General features: G+C 68.8%; 27 protein-coding genes. 10 read left to right on the top strand and 17 right to left on the bottom strand.

Going from position 1 to position 24,642, the window contains the following annotated elements; genetic code table 11:
• Positions 1-24: 24 nt before the first annotated feature.
• A complete protein-coding gene (locus tag AC069I_RS16310) occupies positions 25-393 on the bottom strand; it encodes a winged helix-turn-helix transcriptional regulator (RefSeq protein ID WP_478265736.1) in 369 nt (122 codons plus the stop codon).
• Between the two features lie 79 nt (positions 394-472).
• On the opposite strand from AC069I_RS16310, the gene AC069I_RS16305 reads away from it, so the two are divergent.
• Positions 473-997: a GNAT family N-acetyltransferase gene (locus AC069I_RS16305; RefSeq protein WP_478230074.1), complete on the top strand. Its 525-nt coding sequence runs from the start codon at positions 473-475 to the stop codon at positions 995-997.
• On the opposite strand, the gene AC069I_RS16300 is transcribed toward AC069I_RS16305, so the two are convergent.
• Positions 994-2,070: a TetR/AcrR family transcriptional regulator gene (locus AC069I_RS16300; protein WP_478232414.1), complete on the bottom strand. Its 1,077-nt coding sequence runs from the start codon at positions 2,068-2,070 to the stop codon at positions 994-996. The two genes, AC069I_RS16305 and AC069I_RS16300, sit on opposite strands and share 4 nt — an antisense overlap.
• A gap of 106 nt (positions 2,071-2,176) precedes the next feature.
• Here AC069I_RS16300 and AC069I_RS16295 point away from each other — a divergent pair, with 106 nt between their 5' ends.
• Positions 2,177-3,367, top strand: a complete 1,191-nt coding sequence (locus AC069I_RS16295; RefSeq protein ID WP_478265735.1) for a cytochrome P450 family protein — start codon at positions 2,177-2,179, stop codon at positions 3,365-3,367.
• 26 nt (positions 3,368-3,393) lie between these two features.
• Positions 3,394-4,251 (top strand): LLM class F420-dependent oxidoreductase, encoded by an 858-nt coding sequence (locus tag AC069I_RS16290; RefSeq protein ID WP_340682911.1) that lies wholly within the window; start codon positions 3,394-3,396, stop codon positions 4,249-4,251.
• On the opposite strand, the gene AC069I_RS16285 is transcribed toward AC069I_RS16290, so the two are convergent.
• A complete protein-coding gene (locus AC069I_RS16285; protein ID WP_478265734.1) occupies positions 4,226-5,620 on the bottom strand; it encodes a serine/threonine-protein kinase in 1,395 nt (464 codons plus the stop codon). The two genes, AC069I_RS16290 and AC069I_RS16285, sit on opposite strands and share 26 nt — an antisense overlap.
• A gap of 229 nt (positions 5,621-5,849) precedes the next feature.
• Between AC069I_RS16285 and AC069I_RS16280 the strand changes: the two genes are divergently transcribed.
• Together AC069I_RS16280 and AC069I_RS16275 are read left to right on the top strand one after the other, a co-directional pair.
• Positions 5,850-6,542: an IclR family transcriptional regulator gene (locus AC069I_RS16280; RefSeq protein WP_478230069.1), complete on the top strand. Its 693-nt coding sequence runs from the start codon at positions 5,850-5,852 to the stop codon at positions 6,540-6,542.
• 346 nt (positions 6,543-6,888) lie between these two features.
• On the top strand, positions 6,889-8,451 hold the full coding sequence (locus tag AC069I_RS16275) for an amidase (RefSeq protein ID WP_478265839.1): 1,563 nt from the start codon (positions 6,889-6,891) through the stop codon (positions 8,449-8,451).
• Between the two features lie 227 nt (positions 8,452-8,678).
• On the opposite strand, the gene AC069I_RS16270 is transcribed toward AC069I_RS16275, so the two are convergent.
• The gene (locus AC069I_RS16270; RefSeq protein WP_478230068.1) at positions 8,679-9,218 is read right to left on the bottom strand and encodes a TetR/AcrR family transcriptional regulator; all 540 of its coding nucleotides are present in this window, start codon (positions 9,216-9,218) and stop codon (positions 8,679-8,681) included.
• A gap of 90 nt (positions 9,219-9,308) precedes the next feature.
• Positions 9,309-9,908, bottom strand: a complete 600-nt coding sequence (locus AC069I_RS16265; protein WP_478230067.1) for a TetR/AcrR family transcriptional regulator — start codon at positions 9,906-9,908, stop codon at positions 9,309-9,311.
• 37 nt (positions 9,909-9,945) lie between these two features.
• Between AC069I_RS16265 and AC069I_RS16260 the strand changes: the two genes are divergently transcribed.
• Positions 9,946-10,455 carry an anthrone oxygenase family protein gene (locus tag AC069I_RS16260; RefSeq protein WP_478230066.1) on the top strand — a complete coding sequence of 170 codons (510 nt, stop codon included), beginning with the start codon at positions 9,946-9,948 and terminating at the stop codon, positions 10,453-10,455.
• A gap of 65 nt (positions 10,456-10,520) precedes the next feature.
• Positions 10,521-11,816: a pentapeptide repeat-containing protein gene (locus AC069I_RS16255; protein ID WP_478232572.1), complete on the top strand. Its 1,296-nt coding sequence runs from the start codon at positions 10,521-10,523 to the stop codon at positions 11,814-11,816.
• Positions 11,817-11,820: 4 nt separating this feature from the next.
• Here AC069I_RS16255 and kstD read toward each other — a convergent pair whose 3' ends face one another.
• From kstD to AC069I_RS16230, 5 genes are all read right to left on the bottom strand, one after another.
• Positions 11,821-13,566, bottom strand: coding sequence for a 3-oxosteroid 1-dehydrogenase (kstD, locus tag AC069I_RS16250; protein ID WP_478230064.1), 1,746 nt, complete (start codon positions 13,564-13,566; stop codon positions 11,821-11,823).
• Between the two features lie 130 nt (positions 13,567-13,696).
• The gene (locus AC069I_RS16245) at positions 13,697-14,734 is read right to left on the bottom strand and encodes an LLM class flavin-dependent oxidoreductase (protein WP_478265733.1); all 1,038 of its coding nucleotides are present in this window, start codon (positions 14,732-14,734) and stop codon (positions 13,697-13,699) included.
• Positions 14,734-15,252 (bottom strand): SRPBCC family protein, encoded by a 519-nt coding sequence (locus AC069I_RS16240; RefSeq protein ID WP_478265732.1) that lies wholly within the window; start codon positions 15,250-15,252, stop codon positions 14,734-14,736. Before AC069I_RS16240 ends, AC069I_RS16245 begins: the two co-directional genes overlap by 1 nt.
• A gap of 48 nt (positions 15,253-15,300) precedes the next feature.
• Positions 15,301-15,816, bottom strand: a complete 516-nt coding sequence (locus AC069I_RS16235; RefSeq protein WP_478230061.1) for a winged helix-turn-helix transcriptional regulator — start codon at positions 15,814-15,816, stop codon at positions 15,301-15,303.
• A gap of 60 nt (positions 15,817-15,876) precedes the next feature.
• Entirely contained in the window at positions 15,877-16,800 is a 924-nt protein-coding gene (locus AC069I_RS16230; protein WP_478230112.1) for a tetratricopeptide repeat protein, read from the bottom strand.
• A gap of 538 nt (positions 16,801-17,338) precedes the next feature.
• Between AC069I_RS16230 and AC069I_RS16225 the strand changes: the two genes are divergently transcribed.
• A complete protein-coding gene (locus tag AC069I_RS16225; protein WP_478230060.1) occupies positions 17,339-17,752 on the top strand; it encodes an SsgA family sporulation/cell division regulator in 414 nt (137 codons plus the stop codon).
• Positions 17,753-17,807: 55 nt separating this feature from the next.
• On the opposite strand, the gene fgd is transcribed toward AC069I_RS16225, so the two are convergent.
• From fgd to AC069I_RS16200, 5 genes are all read right to left on the bottom strand, one after another.
• On the bottom strand, positions 17,808-18,812 hold the full coding sequence (gene fgd / locus AC069I_RS16220) for a glucose-6-phosphate dehydrogenase (coenzyme-F420) (RefSeq protein ID WP_126730730.1): 1,005 nt from the start codon (positions 18,810-18,812) through the stop codon (positions 17,808-17,810).
• A gap of 354 nt (positions 18,813-19,166) precedes the next feature.
• A complete protein-coding gene (locus AC069I_RS16215) occupies positions 19,167-19,643 on the bottom strand; it encodes a DIP1984 family protein (protein ID WP_395875435.1) in 477 nt (158 codons plus the stop codon).
• Between the two features lie 43 nt (positions 19,644-19,686).
• Positions 19,687-20,133: a hypothetical protein gene (locus tag AC069I_RS16210; protein ID WP_478265731.1), complete on the bottom strand. Its 447-nt coding sequence runs from the start codon at positions 20,131-20,133 to the stop codon at positions 19,687-19,689.
• 98 nt (positions 20,134-20,231) lie between these two features.
• On the bottom strand, positions 20,232-20,648 hold the full coding sequence (locus AC069I_RS16205; RefSeq protein WP_478230058.1) for a CBS domain-containing protein: 417 nt from the start codon (positions 20,646-20,648) through the stop codon (positions 20,232-20,234).
• 60 nt (positions 20,649-20,708) lie between these two features.
• A complete protein-coding gene (locus AC069I_RS16200; RefSeq protein WP_478265838.1) occupies positions 20,709-21,902 on the bottom strand; it encodes a zinc-dependent alcohol dehydrogenase in 1,194 nt (397 codons plus the stop codon).
• A gap of 90 nt (positions 21,903-21,992) precedes the next feature.
• Here AC069I_RS16200 and AC069I_RS16195 point away from each other — a divergent pair, with 90 nt between their 5' ends.
• The gene (locus tag AC069I_RS16195) at positions 21,993-22,352 is read left to right on the top strand and encodes a VOC family protein (protein WP_478230057.1); all 360 of its coding nucleotides are present in this window, start codon (positions 21,993-21,995) and stop codon (positions 22,350-22,352) included.
• Between the two features lie 266 nt (positions 22,353-22,618).
• On the opposite strand, the gene AC069I_RS16190 is transcribed toward AC069I_RS16195, so the two are convergent.
• The gene (locus AC069I_RS16190; RefSeq protein WP_340682925.1) at positions 22,619-22,819 is read right to left on the bottom strand and encodes a hypothetical protein; all 201 of its coding nucleotides are present in this window, start codon (positions 22,817-22,819) and stop codon (positions 22,619-22,621) included.
• Positions 22,820-22,953: 134 nt separating this feature from the next.
• Between AC069I_RS16190 and AC069I_RS16185 the strand changes: the two genes are divergently transcribed.
• Positions 22,954-23,460, top strand: coding sequence for a GNAT family N-acetyltransferase (locus AC069I_RS16185; RefSeq protein ID WP_478230110.1), 507 nt, complete (start codon positions 22,954-22,956; stop codon positions 23,458-23,460).
• Here AC069I_RS16185 and AC069I_RS16180 read toward each other — a convergent pair.
• The gene (locus tag AC069I_RS16180) at positions 23,385-24,320 is read right to left on the bottom strand and encodes a DMT family transporter (protein ID WP_478265730.1); all 936 of its coding nucleotides are present in this window, start codon (positions 24,318-24,320) and stop codon (positions 23,385-23,387) included. The genes AC069I_RS16185 and AC069I_RS16180 overlap by 76 nt on opposite strands.
• Positions 24,321-24,642: the final 322 nt, after the last annotated feature.

Genomic DNA, 24,642 nt, shown 5'->3' with positions numbered 1-24,642 from the left:
GGGGTTGGAAGCGACAGAGCCGGCTCAGGAGGCGGAATCGTAGGCCGACCGGGCCTCTTCCACCTTCGGCAGGTTCTCCGTCGACCAGTCCGCGAGGGTCGCGAAAAGCGGCGCCAGGCTCCGGCCGAGGTCGCTGATCTCGTACTCGACCCGGGGCGGCACCTCGGCGTGATAGGTCCGGGTCAGCAGGCCGTCGCGTTCCAGTTGCCGCAGCCGTTGCGTCAGCACCTTCGGCGTGATCGAACCGATGTGCCGCTCGAGTTCGACGAACCGCTGCCTGCCGAATTCGTTGAGCGCCCACAGGATCGGCGTGGTCCAGCGGCTGAAGACGAGGTCGACCACCGGGGCGATCGGGCAGGCCTGTTCGGGGGTCGTCGAGGCGTCGGCACGCATGAGGCCAAGGTACGCCGGGTTGCCGAGTTGTCATGATCCGGACACCCCACGGCCCCGCCGGTGCGCGTAACGTTCTGTCATGGACTTGACCACCGAAAGGCTCGTCGTCCGTGATTGGTCCGAGGACGACGCCGGAGCCGCGCTGGCGATCTACGGCACCACCGACGTGACCCGGTGGCTCACCCCGGCGATGGACCGGGTGACCGACGCCGCCGCAATGCGTTCGGTTCTGCAGGCCTGGCAACAGGCGCAGCCGAATCTCGTGCCGCCGCGCGGGAGATGGGCGGTGCAGCGCAAGGAGGACGGCCTGGTCGTCGGCGGGCTGAGCATCCATCTGCTGCCACCGTACGAAGAGGACCTGGAGATCAGCTGGCAGCTGCATCCGGACGCCTGGGGCGAGGGTTACGCCTCCGAGGGCGCCCGCGCGCTGATCGGCTGGGCGTTCACTCAGGACACGGACGAACTCTTCGCCGTCGCGCGGCCGAACAACGTGCGTGCCATCGCGACCGCGAAACGGCTCGGGATGATCTGGGTCGGGGAAACCGACAAGTACTACGGGCTTCGCCTGCAGGTGTACCGGATCCGGCACACCGACATCGTCTAGGCGCTGTCCACACGGGACACTTCGCCCGAGACGGCGTGACCCGCGCCGCGCCCGTCCGCCGTGGCGACGATCCGGCCTCGTTCGACGCGGATCGCGACCTCGGTCTCGTCGCTGACCGCGAGCACCCCCGCGGCCGCCGCCAGCGTCCCGGTCGCGTCGCACACCACGCGCAGTCGCGGCCGGAATGGTTCCGGGAAGGCTTGCCGCAGACCGCCGCACACTTCCGCGACGATCAGCCGGGTCAGCGGCACCAGCTCGGCGGGCTCACTGGTCACGACGACGACGGTGACTTCGCCGCCGGAGGCCCGGACGGCCTCTTCCGCGGCGGCCAGCCGGTGCGTGCCCAGAACCACGACCACGCCGTCGGCGGGTACGAAGGATTCGGCGCGCACGAGATCGACGGCCCCGGGCGGTGACCAAGGCCGGTCGGCCGCCTGTGCCGCGGGCGCGATCACCGGCGGCGCCCACCAATCGTTGAAGGCCAGCCCCGCCAGCCGTTCGCAGGCGCTCACGACGTCGAAGGGTTCGACGAGCCCCGGCGCGGCGGCCGCCAGCTGGCCGGCGCCGTGCAGGGTGGTCAGCACGGTCTCCGCGAGCCGGACCCGGCGCGGAATCGGCGACCCCGGCGGCCGCTCCGGCGGGTCGAGCCGCTCCAGCGCGAGCCCCAGCAGGAGGCCGTTGAGCTTCACCAGCTGAGCGAACGGCCGCCGGACGCGCTCGTCCGCGAGTACTTCCGGCATCAGGTCGCGCGCGAGGCCGGCCTGATCGTCGTCCAGGGGAAATGCGGCCACTCTCGACCTGGCCAGTGCGCCCAGCGCGCCCTCGAGCGTCTCGCCGGGCACCGCGTGCGGCGCCCCCGCGGCCTGTTCGGCCAGCTCGGCCAGAACGGCGAAGTACAGCGCACGTTTTCCGGGGAAGTTCGAGTAGACCGCGCCGCGGGTGAGCTCCGCCCGCTCGGCGATGACGTCGATCTTGGCGTCCCGGAAGCCCTGTTCCGCGAACTCGTCACGCGCGGCGGCCAGCACCTTCGCGCGATTGCGCTCCTGCGTCTCCGCCCTGCTCAGCCGGACCATCGGCCTCCCGTCTGCCGGCACGTTGCCCTCGGACCCGGATCAAGATACCTTGACCATTCAAATGATGAGAACATCTGTTTTGAACATCCGAATTGGGAGAGCCACCTTGACCGACGTTCCCGAGATCCTCCTGACCGACCCCGAGGTCCTGCGCGACCCGTTCACCGCCTACGGACCGGTCCGTGAGCGCTCCCCGATCGCCAAACTCAGCGCACCCGGGTTCTCGATGTGGGCGGTGCTGCGCCACGAAGAGGCGCGGAAAATGCTGAGCGACCCGCGGTTCGCCCTGAGCGCGAACAGCTACCAGCGGATGGACATCCCCGACCACTGCCGCCCGTACATGCGGACGATGCAGGAGGCCGAGGGCCCGGAACACCTCCGGCTCCGGCGGCTCGTCGCCCCCGCGTTCACCCCGCGCAAGGCCGCCGCCCTCCGCCCGGGGATCGAGCGGCTCGTGGACGACCTCCTCGACGAACTCGCCGGGCAAGACCGGATCGACCTGGTCACCGCCTTCGCGCGTCCACTGCCGGTCGACGTGATCTGCGCACTGGTCGGCATCCCCGCGGCCGACCGCCCGCGGTGGCGCGAATACGGCGCCCTGGTCTCGGCAGGCGACGGCGCGGGACTCGCGAAAGCGGTCCCCGGGATCGTCGAGGGCGCGCTCGCCGCCATCGCGGACCGGAAACTCGACGCGGGCGAGGACGTCGTCTCGCAACTGCTCCGGATCCAGGCCGAAGACGGCGACCGGCTCAGCGAAACCGAACTGGTCGCCCTGGTCTGGCAACTCGTGCTGGGTGGCCAGGTGCCCGGCAACCTCATCGCCAACGCCGTCGAAATCCTGCTCTCCCATCCCACACAGCTGGCCGAGCTCCGCGAGGACCCGGCGCTCATGCCCGGCGCGGTCGAGGAAGTGATGCGCTGGCAGAGCCCGCAGCTGCTGACGATCCCCCGGTTCGCCGCCACGGACGTCCGGATCGGCGATGTCGTCATCCCCGAAGGAGAACCTGTTACCGTCGCGATCGCGGCGGCGAACCGGGACCCGAGAGCCTTCCCGGACCCGGACGTCTTCGACATCCGGCGCGCGGCGGGGCCCGCCTGGCATCTCGCCTTCGCCCATGGGCCGCACTTCTGTCTCGGCGCTTCCCTGGCCAGGGTTCAGGCCGAGGTCGCGCTGACCGCCCTGCTGCGCAGATTCCCCGATCTCGCCCTCGCCGACGGCCTGCTGCGGATCCCGGACCCGGGCACCTGGCGGCTGAACGCCTTGCCGGTCACCCTGCACACCACGGTTGCGAACTGAAACACGTTCTAATAGCGTGACCGGATGTGAGACACGGGATAGTGCTGTTCACCAGTGACCGGGGTATCAGCCCGGCGGCCGCCGCGCGGGCGGCCGAAGCCGCGGGCTTCGACACCTTCCACGTGCCGGAACACACGCATATCCCGGTCAAACGGGAGGCACCACATCCGCGCACCGGCGACTCGTCGCTGCCCGACGACCGCTACCTGCGGACGCTGGACCCGTGGGTCGCGCTGGCGACCGCGGCCTCGGTGACCACCCGGATCCGGCTCGCGACGGCGGTGGCCCTCCCGGTCGAGAGTGATCCGATCACGCTGGCGAAGACGATCGCCAGTCTCGATCACCTCTCGGCCGGGCGGGTCACCCTCGGCGTCGGCTTCGGCTGGAACGTCGACGAACTGGCCGATCACGGCGTCCCCGGCGGCAAACGGCGAACGGTCCTGCGCGAGTACCTGGAAGCGATGCGCGCGCTCTGGACACAGGACGAAGCCTCGTACGAGGGAGAGTTCGTCTCGTTCGGCGCCAGCTGGGCGTGGCCGAAACCGGCTCAAGCGCATATCCCCGTGATCGTCGGCGCCGGCGGCACGGAGAAGACGTTCCGCTGGATCGCGAAGTCGGCCGACGGCTGGCTCACCACGCCCGGCGACACGGACATCGAGGACAAAGCCCGGCGGCTGCGCGAGATCTGGCGCGAGGCGGGCCGCGCCGGCGAACCGGAGATCTCGGCGCTCGGCGTCCGTCCGGATCCGGAGAACCTGGCCAAGCTGGAGGCGGCCGGGGTCACCGAGACGATCTTCGGCCTCCCGGACCGCTCCCCCGACGAGGTCGAGGCATGGCTTCAGCGCCTCGCCGGGAAACTCAGCCTGCCCGCTGGGAGTCGATGAGGTACCGGCCGCCCTGCTGGACCAGGACGAAGGTCTCCCGCTCCGTCGTGGTCCCGCCGGAGGCCCGCACGTAGGTGAGCGTCGCCGTCACCGTGTTGCCGGATTCGGTCACGTTCGACACGGTCACCGCGCTGAACTGCTTCCAGTAGTTCGAATACCGCTCGAAGCTCTGGTTCCTTTTCTGCTTGAAGTTGTCGCTCAACGTCGCGAACCCCGCCTGGAGGTTCCCCGGGATGAGCGCGTAGTACGCCGTGAGCGCCTGACCCGGCGTCTGCGCCGGAGGCGGCGCGGACGAAGACGACGAAGACGGTGTCGAGGTCGGCGCGGACGACGGCGATGGCGGCGGCGCGACCGGCTCCGACGTGGTCGGGACGGCCGACTGCGACAGGGAGGGCGGCGGCGCCTGGCCGGACGGGGTCTCCTCGTCGCGGCTGAGCACCACGACCACGGCCGCGGCGGCGGCCGCCGCGAGCACGAGGAACACGGCGATCACGCCGATCAGCATTCCCTTGCGCGCCTTCGGCGGCGGTTCTTCGGCGACGAGCGTCGTCGGTTCCCCCGCCGCGAGCGCCCGCAACTCCCGCTCGGTCTCGGCCATCGTCGGCCTGCTGTCCGGCCGGACGTCGAGGAGCCAGTTCAGCAGCGGCGTCAGGATCCCCGATCTGGTCGGCGGGGTGATCTCGCCGCTCGACGCGCGGTACAGCAACGCGATCGGGTTCTCGGCCGTGCCGTACGGCGTGCCGCCTTCGAGGGCGGTGTAGAGCGTCGCGCCGAGCGAGAACACGTCGGAGGCGGACGTGGCGTCCTCGCCGCGGGCCACCTCCGGCGCCAGGAACGCCGGTGTCCCGGAGATCTCGCCGGTCGCGGTGAGCTGGACGTCGCCCATCGCCCGCGAGATCCCGAAGTCGGTGATCTTGACGGTGTCGTCGTGGCCGAGCAGGACGTTGCCGGGCTTGATGTCGCGGTGGACGATGCCCGCCCGGTGCGCGGCCGCCAGCGCCGAGCACAGCTGGATGCCGAGGCGGATGACGTCGTCGACCTCCATCGGCCCTTCGCGCAGTTTGTCCGCGAGACTGGTCGAAGGCAGGTACTCCATGATGATCCACGGGCGGTCCTGCTCGTCGATCACGCCGAAGACGGTGATGGCGTGCGGATGCACCAGCCGCGCGGCGATCCGCGCCTCGCGCAGCGCGCGGTTCTTGGCCTCGTCGGCCTTCTGCTCACCGGCTCCGTGCGGCAGAAGGAGTTCCTTGACCGCGACCGTGCGCTCCAGGTTCTCGTCGCGCGCCCGCCACACGGTGCCCATGGAGCCACCGCCGACGGGCTCGATGAGATCGAACCGGTCGGCGAGACGGCGGATCTCCTCCATTATCGACGTCCCCCTGGAGCTGTGGTGTTCGCGCGAACCTTGCCAGCATGCCAGGAACGCGCCGGGAGGCAGGACCCGGCAGGGTGGTTCGCGGCGCGGTGTCGGTCACGTCGACGGAGGGGCCGTTCAGCGGAACACCACCCCATCGGCTGCCCGAAAGTTCGTATCCCGGCCTGTCGGGGGCGCACTTTACTTCTCCGGTGTGACCTTTTTCCGGGAAAGGGGGGCGATGCGGGAACCCATCGGCGGACGCGGCGTGCTCGAAGGCGCGTTCGCGTTGCTCGAAGCGCTCGACGAACACGGCGGGCAGGCCGGGCTGACCCAGCTCGTACGGGCCACCGGACTGCCGAAGACCACCGTGCACCGGCTTCTGGACCAGCTGGCCGACCTGGGCGCGGTCGAGCGGGCGGGCCGCGGCTACCGGATCGGTTCGCGGGTGTTCCGTCTCGGGCGGTTCTGGCTGCCCGAACTCCGGGGTCTGGCCAAGGAGCGGCTGCCGTCGCTTTCGGCGCGGATGCGCGCGAGCCTGGTGCTCGTGGTCCCCAGGGAAGGTCGCGCGCTGGTCGCCGCGGGCGCCGTCCTCCCCGCCGACGACGTCCCCGTGTGGCCGGGCCGCCCGCTTCCGCCGGGGACCGCCGCCGGACGGCTCCTCGCGGCTCATCACCCCGCGCTCGCCGAACCGGACACGGACACGCTGGAGATCCGCGCGGCCGGGTACGCGGCCGAATCGGAGACGATCACGGAAGGACTCTGCTGCGCGGCCGTCGGCATCAGGACCCCGGACGGCCGGGTCGGGGCGGCACTCGCCGCCGTCCTGCCCGCCCGCCGCGACCCGGTTTCCGCGGTGGCCGGGCTGACGAGCACCGCACGCTCCTTCGGCGCCGCGCTCGCGGAATGTTCACGACCGGACCGGGCCGGATGATCGGCGAACCGCGAACAATCCGCGATCAACACGGAACCGGATGCCGCGCCGAAAGCAGACGGAATATTTCCGACGAAATCACCGATATCCCCTCACCGTGCGTCCGCGACCGGCGCCACCCAGTGCCGAAATCATGATCACCCTTGCCCAGCAGGCTGTTTGCGTGACCGATCGCGTACCGGATCCGCGGCCGCGCGGCGATCAATTCACCGTTCCCCGCTTTTCGGGGCCGGTTCCGAACCGGTGCCGCGCACGTACTGTTCAGGAATTCTTTCGAACAGGAGGGAATTCCTTGACAAGACATTCCTGGAAAAAACGTGGCGCGGCCGTGGCCACGTTTCTCGTCATGGCGTCGGCGGTGTCGGCCACCACGGCCGTCCCGGCGTGGGCCACGGGACCTTCCGGCCGCCCCGTGGTGGCCGGGATCGACCTGGAGCGGGCGACGATCCCCGATCTGCAGCGGGCGATGCGCTCCGGACGGCTGTCCTCGGTCCAGCTGACCGCCTTCTATCTGCAGCGGATCCGCAAACTGAACCCGACGCTCCACGCGGTGCTCACCACGAACCCGGATGCGCTGCGGCTCGCCGCGGAGAGTGACGTGCGACGGCACCGGCACCGGTCGAAGGGCCCCATGGACGGTATTCCGGTGCTGCTCAAGGACAACATCGACACCGCGGACCGCCAGCCGACCACGGCAGGCTCGACGGCACTGCTGGAATCCCGCCCCTACCGCGACGCCGGAGTGGTCGAAAACCTGCGCGAGGCCGGAGCGGTCATCCTCGGCAAGGCCAACCTGTCGGAGTGGTCGAGTTACCGCTCCACGAGCTCGTCGAACGGCTGGAGCCCGCTCGCCGGGCAGACCGCCAACCCCTACGTTCTCGACCGCAACCCGTGCGGCTCCTCGTCCGGCTCGGGTGTGGCCGTCGCCGCGCACCTGGCGACCGTCGCCGTCGGGACCGAGACGGACGGTTCGATCTCCTGCCCGTCCGGCGCCAACGGCATCGTCGGGGTCAAGCCGAGCCTTGGGCTCGTCAGCCGCAGCGGGATCGTGCCGGTGTCGAAACAGCAGGACACGGCGGGTCCGATGGCACGCAACGTGGTCGACGCCGCGATCCTGCTCGCGGCGCTCAACGGGGCCGACCGTCGTGACCCGATCACCGTCGACGCCGCCCGGCAGTCACTCGACGACTACACGCGATTCCTGCGCCCCAACGCTTTGCGCGGAAAACGCATCGGAGTCTGGCGCGAGGTCTACACGCCGGACGACACGACGAAGGCGGCGTTCGAGCAGGCGCTGAGCAGGCTCCGGAAGCTCGGCGCGACCACGGTCGAGATCACCATCCCCTATCTGGACGTCATCGCGGCCAACGAGTTCCCCGCGATCAGGACCGAGTTCAAGCACGACATCAACGCCTACCTCGCTTCCACCGGCGGCAAGCACCCCGCCGACCTGGCGGGGCTGATCCAGTACAACCTGGACCACGCGGCGGTCGAAATGCCGTACTGGACCCACAACCTGTGGGACCGGTCCCAGGCGACCACCGGCGATCTCACCGATCCGGCGTATCGCGCGATGCGGGAAGCCGCGACGAGCGCCGCCCGGCGGGGCCTCGACGAAACACTGCGCGGCGAGAAGCTCGACGCGATCGTGGCACCGACGAACAACGCCGCGTGGAAGACACAGCTCGGTGTCGGTGACGGCGCGCTGTTGATCGACTCGTCCGGCCCGGCGGCCGTGTCGGGCTACGCCAACATGACCGTTCCGATGGCGTACGCCGGACCGTTGCCGCTGGGTCTGTCGATCATGGGCGGGCGGTTCAGCGAACCGTCGCTGCTGGCCATCGCCTACGCCTTCGAGCAGGACACGAAGGTCCGGCGGCTGCCGACCTTCATCCCGTCCATCGGCTGAACCGCGGGTCGTGGGTGATCCAGGGCGCGGATCACCCACGACGGCCTTGTCGAGGGGTAGCGCAAAGGGGTGGCGTGGTCCCCATGTGGTCACTCGGCGTGGCCGGTGGGCGCGTGGGTGTGACCGTCGTGACCGGACCGGTCACGCGGGCACTGTGTGGATTTCAGGTCATCCAACGCCCCGAAATCCACACAGTGCCCCCTGAGGCAGACGCACCACGCCCCCGTCTAGTGGACCAGGAGCCCGAGGCTGCGCTCGGCCTCGGCGACCGCGGCGTCGCGCTCGACGTGGCCGTCGATCACGAGCGTGGCCAGCCCGTGGAGCAGGCACCAGAGCGTGACCGCGAAACCATCCGGATCGTTCCGCTCCCCCACCCGGTCGGCCAGCAACGCACAGGTCACCCGGTGCGCCTCGGCCAGTTCCGGGTACGCGGCACGGTCACCGATCCCGGCGCCCGCCATCAGGCGGTACAGCGCCGGATTATCCAGGGCGAAGCCGAGGTAGGACCGGCCGAGCGCGGTCACCGTCCCGGGGCCGCAGGCCCGCAGGCGGCCCTGCACTTCGGCGTGCCCCTCCAACGCGACCGCCACCAGCAGCGCGTCCTTGTCGCGGAAATGCCGGTACGGCGCCGCGGTGGACGCACCCACCTTGGCGACCGCGGCGCGCAGACTCACCCCCTCCGGACCTCGTTCGACGAGGAGCTCCCGTGCGGCGAGGACGAGCGCACGACGAAGATCCCCGTGGTGATAGGCACGTTTGATGATCATGGCGGACCCCCCAGCCCTTGATGCCACGCGAACGCCCCACCTTAACGGGTGCGGAACCGGCCGTGAGCGCTTCGGGGCGTTCCGTGTCCGTCAGTCCCGCCGAGCGGCACCACAAAGCCGCAGGACGCTCTCGGCGAGCGCGTCGACGCCGTCTTCGAGCGTCAGCTGCTGCGCGTCGACGGCGTGGCCGGCGGCGTGGCCGAGCGCCACGATCGCGTTGACGAGCCAGGGATTCGCGAGGTCCTGGTCGAACTCCCCCGACGCCTTGCCCCTGGTGAGCAGCCGGTCCAGATGATCGGCCACCGCCGAATGCCGGTCCCGGTCGGCTTCGGGATCGTTCTCTTCGGCGGCGCCGGCGGGCAGCAGCGGGTAGCGCCGGAACATCCTCCAGCCGACGTCGAGCAGGCGCAGCATGGCGTCGGCGGCGGGACCCTCGTCGAGCCGCGCGGCGTCCATCTCGTTCGCGGCCTCCTCGGACACCGCGTCGATCACCGCGCTCAGGAGCGCCTCGCGGGTCTTGAAGTGCGCATAGACGGTCTGCCTGCTCACCCCAGCCGCTCTCGCGATGTCCTCGACGCTCGCATGGGCTTGTGTGCCAAGGACTTCCTTGGCCGCGGCGAGGATCGAAGCGACACTGCGATCGGCGTCGGTCCGCCGCCGCCTCTGCCGCCCCTCGGCTAGCTCGGACATGTTGTCAACCCTAACTCAGGTCACTATGTTTGACAGCATGTCAAAGATAAAGTCGGGTCTCGTCACCGGTGTCGCCCTTTTGTCGACAGGTCTGCTCGCGGGGGCGTTCGGCTACGGCGCGGTCAACGTCGCCGCCACGTTCGACGTCGTCCCGCTCGACGTGCGGCTGACCTTCCACACCGCGCTGATGCAGCGGAACGGCGTCGTCATGCAGACCGCGATGGCGCTCGCGGCGATCAGCTCCCTCGCGCTCGCCTTCCTGAGCCGAGGACGGCCGCGACAGCTGGCCGGCGTGGCCGCGGCACTGGTCGTGACGTCGTTCCTGGTCACCCGCTTCGGGAACGTGCCCATCAACGGCCGGATCAAGGTCTGGGCGACCACCTCGGCACCGGCCGACCACGCGGCGATCCTCGATCAGTGGGAGACCTACAACGTCGTCCGGACCGTCGCCGCGCTCATCGCTTTCGTGCTCGTCATCGCCGTTTCACGGCTCAAGCTCGCCGACCGCGTCCTCACTCCGGCGCGAGAAACGTCCCGACCAGTCTGAACACGCCCGGACGTATCACGTATTCGCCAGATTCGAAACCGGCCTCGCGCTGCGATCATGGTCCGATGGCCGATGATTCCCACGCTCCGGAGAAGTCGCGAACCCGACCGACCGGCGCCTCCGAAGGGAAACATCGAACCCTGTCGAATCGCACCATCACCCTGTGCGCCGGACTTCTCCTGATCTTCGCCGTCGCCGCTTGCTGGGTGCTGTTCTTTCTCTACGGAAAAGGGACAGACGCCGACAAGGCCCGATTGGAGGGTGTGCGCACCGTCGGCACGATCGTGCTCGGAGCGGGCGGCGCCATCGCGCTGCTCCTGGCCGCTCGACGCCAGCAGACCGCGGAACAGGACCTCATTACCAAACGCCATGACCTCCAGCTGCGAGAACAGGCCAACGACGACGCTCGCCACGATGCCGCGGAGCGGCGGATCAGCGACCTCTACCTCAAAGCAGTCGAGCAGCTGGGAGCCGACAAGGCGCCCGTTCGGCTCGCCGGGCTGTACGCCCTCGATCGCCTGGCGCAGGACAATCCTTCACAACGTCAGACGATCGTCAATGTGATCAGTGCCTATCTGCGCATGCCTTACGAACTACCTGACAAGCCTCCCGATCCCACCGCAGAGAAGGAGATCCACGACGAATACCGAAGTGAACTTCAAGAACGCGAAGTACGAACGACCGCCCAACGCATCCTGGCCGACCATCTCGACCCGAACTACCAGGACGGGAAACGGTTCTGGCCGGACATCGACCTGGATCTCAGCGGCGCGCTGCTGATCGACGTCATGCTCCGCGACTGCCGGCTCAACAACGCCCGCTTCTCGAACGCCCGGTTCTGCGGTGACACCTTGCTCATGGGCATCCACTTCGATGGGGAAACCAGGTTCGACGGCGTCACGTTCACCGGCGACTCCTGGTTCTCGGAAGCACGGTTCACCGGCAACGTACGATTCGATCAAGCGACCTTCGAAGCCATGGCCAGATTCGACGCGGCCACCTTCAAAGGGACCGCCACATTTCGCTCCGCCTCGTTCCTGCGCAAGGCTCGCTTCACGAACACGACGTTCACCGGCAGCGTGGTGTTCAGCAAGGCCACCTTCGCCGACAGTGCGACCTTCGATGACGCCACGTTCTTCGAAGACGCTTACCTTCCCGGTGTGACGTTCGCGCATCGGTCCTATTTCACCGAAGCCGCGTTCGCGGGTGACGCCTGGTTCAACCAGGTAACCTTCAGCAGCTACACCACGTTCGACGGAACGACGTTCAGCGGTGACATCAGGTTCACCGACTCCACCTTGGACGGCGTTCCCTTCGTCCCATCACAACTTCGACCGCACAAGGCACTCGAAGACGAATGAAGCCTCAGCCCGGCTGATCCGCGAGATCGTTCGCCGCGACATACCCGAAGGTCATCGCCGGGCCGATCGTCGACCCCGCCCCCGCGTAACTGTTGCCCATCACCGCCGCGCTGGCGTTCCCGGCGGCGTACAGGCCGGGGATGACCGAGCCGTCCGCCCGCAGGACCCGCGCCCGCGCGTCGGTGCGCATCCCGCCCTTGGTCCCGAGGTCGCCTGGGACGATCTTGAAGGCGTAGAAGGGCGGCTCCCAGAGCGGCGCGAGGCACGAGTTCGGCAGGACGTACGGATCGGTGTAGTAGTGGTCGTAAGCGCTGGCGCCCCTGCGGAAGTCACTGTCCACACCGGACAGCGCCTGCCCGTTGAACCGGTTGACCGTGGCGCGCAACGCCTGCGGCGGAACGCCGATCGCGCTGCCGAGCGACTCCACGGTCCACGCCTTCTTGACCGCCCCCGCCGAGTACCACTCGCCGGGAAACGGCAACAGCGGCGCGATGTCGCGGAAGAGATACCGGTTGCGGTAGTGCTGGTCGACGACCAGCCACGCGGGGATGGTGGGCGACGTCGGGTTCCGGTCGTACATCGTGTGCACGACGTCGCTGTAGGGCGCCGCTTCGTTGACGAATCGCTTGCCGGCCGCGTCCACCATCAGCCCGCCGGGCAGGGTCCGCTCGGCGAGGCAGAAGTACGGTTCGCCGGGGAGCGGGATCGCCGGTCCCCACCAGGCGTCGTCCATCAGGTCCAGCGCCGCTCCAGCACGCTTACCCGCCAGGATCCCGTCCCCGGTGTTCGACCGGGCGCCGACAGTCCATTGTGTACCGATCGGCTGGCGCTGGTATTCCGCCCGCATGGCGGCGTTGTGCTCGAACCCGCCGGAGCCGACGATGACGCCGCGCCGGGCTTTCACCACGCCCGCCGCGACGGTCACGCCGGTGACCTTCCCGTTCTCGATGACGAGATCGGTCAGGGGCGTGTTCAGCCAGACCGGGACCCCGGCGCGCTGCAATCCGGCCCGCAGTCCCGCGGCCAGCGACTGGCCCATGGTGAGCGGTTTCTGCCCGGCCAGCGCGGCGGCCGTGCCGCGCGCGAGGCAGGCGGCCGCCACCGCGGCGCCCTTCGGGTTGACTGCGGCCAACGCGAGCCACTTGTAGTCGGCGCTGAAGACGACCATCCCCGCGGGCGTGGCGAGGTAGGGCGGGTTCAGATTGGCCAGTTCGGCGCCGAGGATGTTCCCGTCGAGCTGGTCAGGCTCGATCGAGCGGCCGCCGGGCATCCCGCCGGGCAGCTCCGGGTAGTAGTCGCTGTAGCCCTCCATCCAGCGGAACCGCAGCGGGCTGTTGGCCATCACGAACGACAGCATCGCCGGACCGTTGGCGAGGAACGCCTGCTGACGCGAGGCGGGGATCGACGGGCCGACCACGGCGGCCAAGTACCGGGCGGCCTGTTCCGGGGTGTCGCGGACGCCGGCCTCGGCCAGCACCGAATTGCACGGAATCCAGATCCCCGCCCCGGACCGGGCGGCCGAACCACCGAACTTCGCCGCCTTCTCCAGCACCACGCAGCTGAGGCCGCGTTTCGCCGCGGTCAGCGCGGCGGTCATCCCCGCCGCGCCCGCCCCGACCACGACGACGTCGTACTCACCGAGCACCGTGGAGGCGGCCGAAGCCGTCCCGGCGAACGGCAGTCCCGAAGCGAGCGCGAGCCCGGTGCCGAGCAGGACCTGGCGCCGGGACAGACCGGAATCGGGACCCATGAATCCTCCTCGCGTGGGGATCGAGCGAGGTCATGTTCTCCAGTCGGCCGGAAAAGTGAAACAAGTTCTACCCGCTTGGAGCAGGCGGGACCCGCCGCGCTCGGCCGGTCACCTCAACCGGCGCGGACATTCAGCCCAACGCACGGACCAGATCCAGCGCCCGGCCGAGAGTGGTGAGCCGGTCGGCGACCGCCTCCCCCGCCGGGTACAGCCGGACCGTGTCGACCCCGGCGTCCCGCCAGACGCGCAGCCGGTCGGCGACCATCGGTTCGGTGCCGATCAGTGTCGTGCCGAGCACCATCTCGTCGGTCACCAGTGCGGCGGCGCCTTCCCGGTCGCCCGCCTGCCATCGCTCCCGCACCGCCGCGGCCGCCTCGGCCCAGCCTTGCCTGCTGTAGGCGTTGTTGTAGAAGTTCGTCTTCGCCGAACCCATCCCGCCGAGGCTGAACGCGAGTTCGGCCTTGCGGGCCGCGACCGTCCCGCGCAACTCGTCCTCGTCCGCGGCGAAGGCGACCTCGGCACCTTGGCAGACTTCGAGGTCCGCGCGCGATCGGCCCGCCTTCGCGAGGCCGGCGTCGAGATGCGAGAAATAGGCCTGTGCCCCCTCGGGGACGAAACTGGTGCCCAGCCAGCCGTCCGCGATCTCGCCGGTCAGCTCCAGCAGCTTCGGCGAGAGCGTGGCCAGATGGATCGGGATATCCGGATTCGGCGCCGTCGACAGCCGCATCGGCTTGCTCTCCCCCGGCAGCGGGATCTCGAATACCTTGCCGGAGAACGAGATCTTCTCCCCCGCGAACGCCTGGCGGATGATCGCGACCGTTTCCCGCATCCGCGTCAGCGGCCGCGCGAACGGAACCCCGTGGAGCCCCTCGATCACCTGCGGTCCCGACGCGCCGAGCCCGAGGGCGAACCGGCCGCCGGAAAGCTCCGAGAGGGTCAGCGCGGTCTGCGCGATCGCCACCGGGGTCCGGGTGCCGAGCTGGATGATGCCCGAGCCGAGCCGGATCCGCTCGGTCCGCGCGGCGAGATAGCCGAGCACGGACGGCGCGTCCGAACCCCAGGCCTCGGCGACCCAGCACTCGTCGAGACCGAGCTTCTCGGCCTCCAGCACGAAATCCAGCGTCTCCCGCCAGCCGCGGGACGCCTCGACCGTGGTCGCCGTCCGCATCACGTGCCGTCCGCCTCGGCGCGCTCCTTGATCGCGGCGAGGGTCCCGGTCATCGCGTTCTCGAACTCGCGCAGCCGGACGAAGACGATCTTCTCCTCCTTGTCCGGCATCTGGTCGATGGCCAGCGAAAGACCGGACCGTCCCGGCCCCATCTGCATCCATTGCTGGAGCTTCGTCCCGCCGTTCTCGGGCTCCAGCGTGAAGCGCCACACCGCGGTCGGCGTTTCGGGGTCCTGCACCGCCCAGGCGAAGACACGCGGCGCCTCACATTCGACGACATACGACGTCGTCTCCCATTCGCCGAACGCGTCGTGCCTGCTGTGGCCGACGAACCGCCTGCCGACCGCGGCTTCGCCGGTCGCGCCGTCGCACCATTCGGCCGATTGGAGTTCCCGGCTCATTTCGGGCATAAGCCGTACATCGGACACGATCGACCAGACCCGCTCCGGAACGGCGTCGATCCACGCCTGCACCTCGACCGTCGGCTTGTCGGCGTACTTCGCACCCGTCCACTCCATCGTGGTCACCCTCCCATGCCCGTGACCTCGATAGTTGCGTAGATGAACTTACGTTGTCAAACCCTCTTGTGTGGCGAATCGACGTACGACGTCGGGGCGGCTCGCGAGCTTCGGCGGGTAGCCGCTACCGAGCCGGGCCCGCGTGTTCTCGGCGGTGAGCGGCCGGGCGCAGTGCGCGCAGACGACCTCCGCGTGAGTCTCGTGCCCGCAGGTCTCGTGGTGGAGCGTGATCGGCGGCCCGTCGTCCCCGGAGAGCCAGCGGTCGCCCCAGCGCGACATGGCGGCGAGCACCCCGTAGAAATCCGAGCCCTTCTCGGTCAGCACGTAGTCGTAACGGACGGGGTCGGCCTGGTAGGCGCGCTTTTCCAGCAACCCTTCCGCGACCAGGCGGCGCAGCCGGTCGGCGAGGGTGTTCCGCGCGATACCGAGCTGCTGCTGGAACTCGTCGAACCTGCGGATCCCATAGAACGCCTCCCGCAGGACCAGCGGCGTCCACCAGTCGCCGAGCAGGTCCATGGTGCGCGCGATCGAACACGGCCACTGCGCGAACGAAGTCCGTTTCATACCCGCGAGCCTACGCCCGGCGGAATTGATCCGGCCGTTCCCACACTCATTCTCCGGCACTCAGGCACTGGCACGAAATGTTGCGATCCGGTCAAGGATATCTCGCGCGTCAATATCGCCCACCCGCTTCCGCAGGCTTTCCGACAGTGGCCGTAAACGATCTCGCGTCCGCGCGGAACGGATTCCGTCCGCGATGTCCATCGCGGCGAGACCGACCTCCGCCGCCCGGTCGAGATCACCCTCCAGCGCGTGGTCGACCGCGAGCCAGATCATCGTCAGCGACCGGCTGCGCACCATGTCCGGCCCATAGCCCTCGATGGCTTCGGTGAGCGCGGGAATGGCCTTCCGGCTGTGGCGGACGTCGACGAGCCTGGCGAGTTCGGTGCGCACCGTGCCGATCATCGCGGCCAGGTCGTTGGCCGTGAAGAAGGCCGACCACGACGGGACGGCGTCGCCTGCGGAGTCCGCGAATTGTTCCGGGGCAAGGGAAATCTTGTCGAGCGCCTGGCGGACGTCCCCGAGCAGCGCATAGGCCCACGCCTCGTTCGCCGACAGGATCGCCTGCGACAACGGCCGTCCGGCGCGGCGTGCCGCGACCTGTCCCTGACCGAACTGCTCGAGCGCCTCCGTCGGCGACCGATGATGCAGGTACATCCGGCCGAGCCGGTAGCGGATGTTGGCGAGGAGGTCGTCGTCACCCGCCTCCGCCGCGAGGTCGAGCGCGCGACGGAAGTGCCGCTCCGCCCGCACCGGGCGACCCGAGTCGAACTCAGTCCAGCCCTTCAGGTTGTGCAGGTCCGCGACCACGCCTGCCAGCCGCCGGGCCAGCGGGTCGGACATCATCCCTCGCCGCAGCGCGGCACCGTACGGCTCCAGCACGCGCAGCAGCTCCCGGCAGGACCCGCCGCCTTCCCGGTAGTCACGCGCCCGGAGCGCGGCGATGACGCTCTCCAGCCGGTCGATGTCGGCCTGCCCGACGCGCATCGGGAGCCGGTCAATCACGGCGACACCCCTGGACGCAGGGCACCGACGGCGCGGTCCCGAAACCCGGCGAAGAAGAAACACGTCCGGGTATCGTCCGCCCACCTGGCCCTTGATTCGTTTCCCGCCGCGCGAGGTCTTCCCTGGGAATTACGACGGCGATCCGTACGCCCATTACCGCTCCCTCCCGATCCGCAACGATCACGCTCGCCGAGGTCCAGGACTGAGCCGCGCCGGTCTCATGGAAACATTTGAACGACGCGTGCCGATCTTAAACCGCCAAGAATATGGATTCACTCCGCCAAATGGCTGCCCATATTTCCTTCATCGGAATATGCACGTGCGAAGTCTCTTTCTTTTGCACGACTGGTCGCCTTTCCGCTTGCTCACCGCACGTGCCCACCGAAGACGGTGAGTGAGCACATGAGACGCAGCTCTCAGCCGAACGTGTGAACCTTGTCAACTCGGGTCACGAAAAGGCTTCACATTGCGTTATCCATAGCTGAAGATCAACAGCAACCGAACGTAAGGGGCTGAAGCATTGGACAGGGAAAGCGACCTCATCCGGGGGACGATCGTCTTCGGCCTGCGCACTTTCGGTGCGGACCCGCTCCCCGTGCGGGCCGACCTCGAATACGACCCCCAAGACCCCTACGCCGTCGTGGTGGCCTACCACTCGGGCGGCGGGACGGTGCGTTGGATGTTCGGCCGTGACCTCCTCGCGGACGGACTCCTCACCCCATCGGGTGAGGGCGACGTGATCATCAGCCCGGCCGACGACACCTCGATCGTGATCTTCGCGCTCAGCGCGCCCGACGGCTGTGCCGTCCTCGAAGCTCCGGCGCAGGAGCTGGCCGAGTTCCTCGACCGCACCTACGACCTCGTGCCCGCCGGCTCCGAGCCGGAATGGTTCGACTTCGACCAGGAGATCGGCAAGCTCGTCACCGAGTCCTGACACGCCTGACCCCAGTGGCGGCACCGCCTCCCGCGATGCCGCCGTCCGCGCCGGGTCAGCCGAGTTCGCGGAGCCCCGGGACGACCTGTTCGGAGAACGAGCGCAGGAACCGCTCCTGGTCGTGGCCGGGACCGTGGAAGACGAGGTGGTTGAAGCCCGCCTCGACGTACGGCTTGATCTGCTCGACCGCGTCCGCCGGGTCGGAAGTGACGATCCAGCGGCGGGCGACCTGCTCGATCGGCAGCGCGTCCGCGGCCTTTTCCATTTCCGCCGGGTCCTCGATACCGGCCTTCTGCTCCGGCGTCAGCGAGAGCGGCGCCCAGAACCGGGTGTTCTCCAGCGCCTGCGCCGGGTCCGGGTCGTAGGACAGCTTGATCTCGATCATCTTGTCGATGTCGCCGGTGCTGCGGCCCACCTGCTCCGCGCCTTCCGCGACCGCGGGCAGCAGCTTGTCGGTGTAGAGCTCCATACCCTTGCCGCTGGTGCAGATGAAGCCGTCACCCTGCTTGCCGACATACTTCGCCATCACCGGGCCACCGGCCGCGATGTAGATCGGCACCCCGCCCTCGGGGCGGTCGTACACGGTGGCGTCCGTGGTCTGGAAGTACTCGCCCTCGAACGTGACACGCTCCTCGGACCACAGCTTGCGCATCAGCTCGATCGCCTCGCGCAGCCTCGCGAACCGCTCCTTGAACGCAGGCCACTCGATCCGGGCGACCGCGACCTCGTTGAGGGCCTCGCCGCTGCCGACGCCGAGCAGCACCCGGCCCGGGTACAGGCTGCCGAGGGTGCCGAACGCCTGTGCCACCACGGCCGGGTTGTAGCGGAAGGTCGCCGTCAGCACGCTGGTGCCGAGCACGACCCGCTCGGTGCGCTCACCGACCGCCGCCATCCACGCGAAGGAGAACGGCGCGTGCCCGCCCTGGTGCCGCCAGGGCTGGAAATGGTCGCTGACCATCACGCTGTCCAGCCCGACTTGCTCGGCGAGCACGGAGTACTCGACGAGGTCGCGCGGGCCGAACTGCTCGGCCGACGCCTTGTAACCGATCTTCAGTGCCATCCGGGGTCACCACCTGGGCTCTTGGGTTGTTCCGCTCTTCACCTTGGCACAGAGTCGATCAGCTCCGCCCATGCCTCGACGGGGTGAAGAGTGTCGGGAAGACCACTGTGTCACCGGGAATGCGTGGAAAGACGTCACCGGGAATGCGTGGAAAGACCCCGTACCCGCCCTCACCTTCCGGGACCGGCACGTGGTGATGAACTGTGCCGTTTGCGCCGTCACCTGTGCGTCGTGCTGGGCGGAGTTGTGATCGGGGAGTCGAACCCCACGCTGCCCGCCACGTACCAGGCGAGCCGGAATACCGCCGGCCCTCGGCTTGTGCCCGCTTCCCGGAGGGCTACCTGCTTTCCACGTTCAGTCCAGGAGGTCGGTCTCCCAGTTGGTGCGCTGGATCTCGACGTCGACCGCCCGGATCTCCCCCGCGACCCGGTCCGCGCGGGACCGCAGTTCCGCGACCGGGAGCGCCGAGAGGTACCGCAGCTCCGACCGGAGCTGGCGACCGTAGCCGCCCTGGTTACGGCCGGCCGCGGCGTCGGCGGCCGCGGTGAGGACGCCGTGCCTGAGCCGGAGGACGTCGCGGCGCGCGATCGCGTCGGTGATCGTGCCTTCCCCCAGCGGGGTCGCGGCGTTGGTCCGGTTGATCCGCTGGATCAGCGATTCCAGTTCGTCCAGCGCGGTTTCGGCCTCGACGAGCAAGGCGGACGCGTCTTCCGACGGTTCCTCGCCCTCCTGGTGCCGCGCGTTGTCGACGATCCGGGAGCGCAGCGCCTCCACCTTCTTGGTCGCGTCGGCGCGCGAGACGAGCGCTTCGGCCAGCTTGATCCGGGACATGCCGGGAAGTATCACCAAGATCGAAGACCGACGCATCCCGTTTTCAGCCCGCCAGGGAATGCTTCTGATAGGAGCAGTCCGGCTCGGTGAACTCGATTCCGTTCTCGTCCAAGGCGTTGAAGACGGTGAACCGGCCTCGCGGGAAGACGAAACCGAGCGCCACCATGCCGTTCGCCATGTCCCGCGTCGCGCAGTCGAGCAGCTCGACGTCCTGGAGCACCTGACCCTCCAAAGCGGACAGTTCCGGAAAGACGTCCTGTCGCCACCGGAGCGGGCTGGGCTCGGCCGGATCACCCCAGTCCCATGAGGACTTCCCGTACGGGTCGATCGTGTTCCAGGTCAGGGAGAGCTCGTCGAACTTCCAGTGCGTGATCTCCAGCCGTTCGGCACCGAAGTCCACCACCACGGGCGCGTCCGAGAGCCACTCGGCGTACTCGACGAACCAGGTGAGGTGGACATGCCGCAGCCGTTTGCCCACCAAAGCACGCAAACGATCCCCGTGGGCTCTCCGGATCGTGTCGAGTCCGGAGAGCCACACGGGTGCATAGCCTTCGATGTCGAAGAACGCCACCGAAGGAGTATGGCGGGTCAGTCGTGGGACAGCGCTTCCACCAGCTCGCCGCTGTCCGGGTTGGGCAGGGCCCTCGCCACGTCTGCCTGTGCCACGATGCCGACGAGCTTGTGGCCGTCGATCACCGGCAGGCGCCGGACCTTGTGGTTCGCCATGGTGCGCATGATCTCCTCGGCGTCGTCGTCCGCGCCGATCGTCACCGCCTCGCCCTGGGCGAGTTCCGAGGCGTGCAGTGCCCTGGGATCCTTGCCCTCGGCCAGCACCTTCACCACGATGTCGCGGTCGGTCAACATGCCCTTGAGCTTGCCGTCCTCACCGCAGATCGGGACCGCGCCGACCGACTCGGCGGCCATCTTCTTCGCCGCGTCGAGCACGGTTTCGGACGCGGACACGCAGGTCGCGCCCGCGGTCATGATCTCTCGTGCCGTGGTCATCGCATCGCTCCTTTCATCAGGATCCGCATACCGGATACCCGGCATCCGCGTGCCGACACCTCAAGCCGCCGACGGCTCCAGCAGGATCTTGACCGCGCCGTCCTGTTTCTTCTGGAAGATCTCGTAGGCGTGCGGTGCCTCCGCCAGCGGGAGCTTGTGCGTCGCGAAACCCTCGACGCCGAGCGGGTCGGCGGGGTCGGTGATCAGCGGCATGATGTCGTCGATCCAGCGCCGGACGTTGGCCTGCCCCATCCGCAAGGTGATCTGCTTGTCGAACAGCTCCATCATCGGCAGCGGGTCGAGCATGCCGCCGTAGACGCCGCTCAGCGAGATCGTCCCGCCGCGCCGCACGCAGTCGATGGCCGCGTACAGCACGCTGAGCCGGTCGATGGCGGCCTTCTCGGTGATCTTCGCCCCGATCGGATCGGGCAGGAGTCCGACGAGATTCTGCGCCAGCCGCCCGATCGGGGCACCGTGCGCCTCCATCCCGACGGCGTCGACCACCGAATCCGCGCCCCGGCCGCCGGTCGCCTCGCGGATGACCTCACCGAGGTACTTGTGTTCCCGCGTGTCGTAGGTGACGACGCCGGCCGCGGCGGCCTTCGCGAGCCGTTCCGGCACCAGGTCGATGCCGATCACCTTGCCCGCGCCCCGGTGTTTCGCGATCCGGCAGCAGAACTGGCCGATCGGGCCCAGCCCGAAGACCACGACCGTGCCGCCCTCGGGGATGTTCGCGTAGTCGACGGCCTGCCAAGCCGTGGGCACGACGTCGGAGAGGTACACGAAACGCTCGTCCGGCGGGCCGTCCGGCACCTTGATCGGGCCGTAGTGGGCCTGCGGGACGCGCAGGTATTCGGCCTGGCCGCCCGGGACCTGGCCGTAGAGCTTGGTGTAGCCGAGCAGCGCGGCGCCCTTTCCGCGGTCGGTGACCTGCGTGGTCTCGCATTGCGACTGAAGGCCGCGGTCGCACATGAAGCAGTGGCCGCAGGAGATGTTGAAGGGGATCACGACGCGATCGCCGGGCTTCAGGTCCGTCACCCCGGACCCGACCTCTTCGACGACACCCATGGGCTCGTGACCGAGGATGTCTCCCTCGTCGATGAAGGCGCCGAGTACCTCGTAAAGGTGCAGGTCGGAACCGCAGATCCCGGTCGAGGTGATCCGCACGACGGCGTCGGTCGGTTCGACCAGTTTCGGATCCGGGACGGTGTCGACCCGGACATCGCGTTTCCCGTGCCAGGTGACGGCCTTCATGGTGCTCCCTTCGGCGGGTGTTTTCCGTTGCCCGCCGGATGCCCGTCCGCGCATCCGGCAAACCTCGCCGTTCCGTGCCACCGTGGAGCCATGCGAACCCGGATGCTCGCCGTCACCGTCGACTGCCGTGAGGCCGAAGCGCTGGCCGCGTTCTGGAAGGAAGCACTCGGCTACCCCGAGACCGACCGGTGGACCGACGGTCACGGGGTGACCTATGTCGAACTGAAGAGCCCCGATGTGCCGAGCCTGCTCTTCCAGCCGGTCCCCGAGGGGAAGTCGGGCAAGAACCGGCTGCACCTCGACATCGCGCCCACCGAACTCGAGCAGCGCGAGGAGGTCGCCCGGCTCGTGGCACTCGGCGCGAAGATCCTCGAAGACCCCGAGTCGGACCACTGGGTGGTCATGGCCGACCCGGAAGAGAACGAATTCTGCGTGCTGCCGCGGCGCTGAAGCCGCCCCGGTACCGCTTTAAGGGTGACTTCTTCGGCGCGCGCTGGCACGCCTCGGAAACCCCACGCCCTGAGGGCCTCCTTCGAGACATCCAGCGTCTCAAAGGGGCCTTCAGGGCATGTTCGGCGACTCACAGCCCGCTGACCTGGCGACGTGGTCGCCTTCCCAGTCCGTGAAGGCCTCCTTCACTACCTTCAGGGTAGGGAAGGAGGCCTTCACGGACTACGAGCAACTGCCGCCACATTCAGTTACTTCCGGACCGCGGCTCAGGCGGCCTCGTCGTCGCTTCGCGCCGACCGGTCGGAATGCAGCCCCAGCATCTCCAGCAGCATCCGGCAATCCGTCGCGTCGCGGGCGTTCGCGACCACCGCTTCGGTCGCCTTGCGCAGCACCGCCGCGCGCACCGCGGTCGCCCCACCGTCGACCAGTTCCTCCACCGGACGCATTTCCTCGAACGGGTTCCCCATGACCCACCTCCATCGTCCCTTTCGTTGATACCCGATTCCGGCGGCGAAAGCCCCCGCGTTCTTGCGGTTCCGGCGGCGCCCCAGCCGGTTTCTCCCTAGACTGGCGCCATTCGGACGAGTGGACGGAGCGGGAACTGACCACCGAGTTGCGCGGGGACTTCGTGACCCTGACCCCGGTCACCGAGGCCCATGTCCCGGACTTGCGGCGGATCCGCGGCACGGCCGAGGTCGGGGCGCGCTGGGGTTCGGTCGACGGCTCCCCCACCTGGCCGTTCGACGACCCCACGACGGCCTGCTTCACGGTCCTGGAAGGGGGCGTCGTCCGGGGCTTCGTCCAGTACGGCGAAGAGGAGGACCCGATGTACCGGCACGCGTCGGTCGACCTCTTCCTCGACCCGGCGGCCCACGGCCGCGGGCTGGGCACGGACACCGTCCGCACGATGGCGCGGTATCTCCTGCACGATCGTGGGCACCATCGGCTCGTGATCGACCCCGCCGTGGACAACGAAGCCGCCATCCGCTGCTACAAGGCCGTGGGCTTCCGCGAGGTCGGGGTGATGCGCGGCTACGAACGCGACACCGACGGCGAAGGCTGGCACGACGGACTGCTGATGGACTTGCTCGCCGAAGACCTCACGTAGCGGGTCAGGGCGACTCCGAGCAGCACCACGACCATCCCGGCGAGCACCCGCGGGCCGAGTTCCTCGCCGAGCACGAGCGCGCCCAGCGCGACCGAGACGACCGGCAGCAGGTAGCCGACGGTCGCCGCGGAGGTCGCGCCTTCGTCGGCGATGAGCCGGTAGTTGAGGTAGAAGGTGACGCCGGTGCCGAAGATCCCGAGGACGACGACGGCGACCACCGCGGTCACGTTCAGCGGTCCCGACGGTGCGGCGTCGAACGGCAACGCGAGCGCGCTCAGCCCGGTAGCGGTCAGCAGTTGCGCGGCGGAGATCGCGATCGGACCGCCCTCGCCGACGAGTTTCCTTCCCATATAAGCGAAAGCGATCGCGTAGCTGATACCGGCGCCGAGCAGGGCCAGTGTCCCCCAGCCCAGCAGGCCGCTCTTCTGCCAGGGCGCGAAGATCAGCAGGATGCCGGCGAAACCGAGGATCAGGCCGCCGACGCGGATCACGGTGATCCGGCGTTCCGTGCCGATCCCGATGCCGATCAGCAGCGACCACAGCGGGGTCGTCGCGTTCATCACCCCGGCGACACCGGAGTCGACGGTCAGTTCGCCGATGCTGAACAACACGAACGGCAAGGCGTTGCAGAAGAAGGCGGCGACGAGGAGCCTGCCCCAGATCCGCCGTCCGCGCGGGAGACGTTGCCCGGCCCAGCGGCTCAGCACGAGAAGGACGGCCGCGCCGAGCGCGCAGCGGATGACGGTCACCTGAACGGGTGGCAACCCGGTCAGGGCGAGCTTGATCCACAGGAATCCCGATCCCCACAACAGGGCGAGAACTCCCATCCGGATCAGGGTTCCCGGCGCGCCGATGCTCACTTCGTTCCTTTCGCCGGACCGCTCGATACGTCTCCAAGCTGCCTCGGACGACTCGTCAGGACAAGTGAAAAGATCTACACCGACGTTAAGCGGTCCTACATGCTCCGAAGTCCCGGCCGTGGCCGCCGGGAAAGGCGGCCACGGCCGGCTTCCGAGGAGATCAGCACTCGCCCGGTAGCTCGCAAGGCGGAACAGGGCCTGCTCACATTTCGCGGTCGCGCATGATCCACCTCCCTTTCGGCCGGCGCACCGGTGGGGAACGGGCGCGTTCTCGCACAGTTTGCGGGCTGTCTTCGCACCTGCGCATACCCGGTGGCCGTGT

It is taken from the genome of Amycolatopsis sp. NPDC043885 (assembly GCF_056435685.1).
Note: the sequence above shows the minus strand (reverse complement) of the source record. Positions and strands in the feature narration are given on the sequence as shown.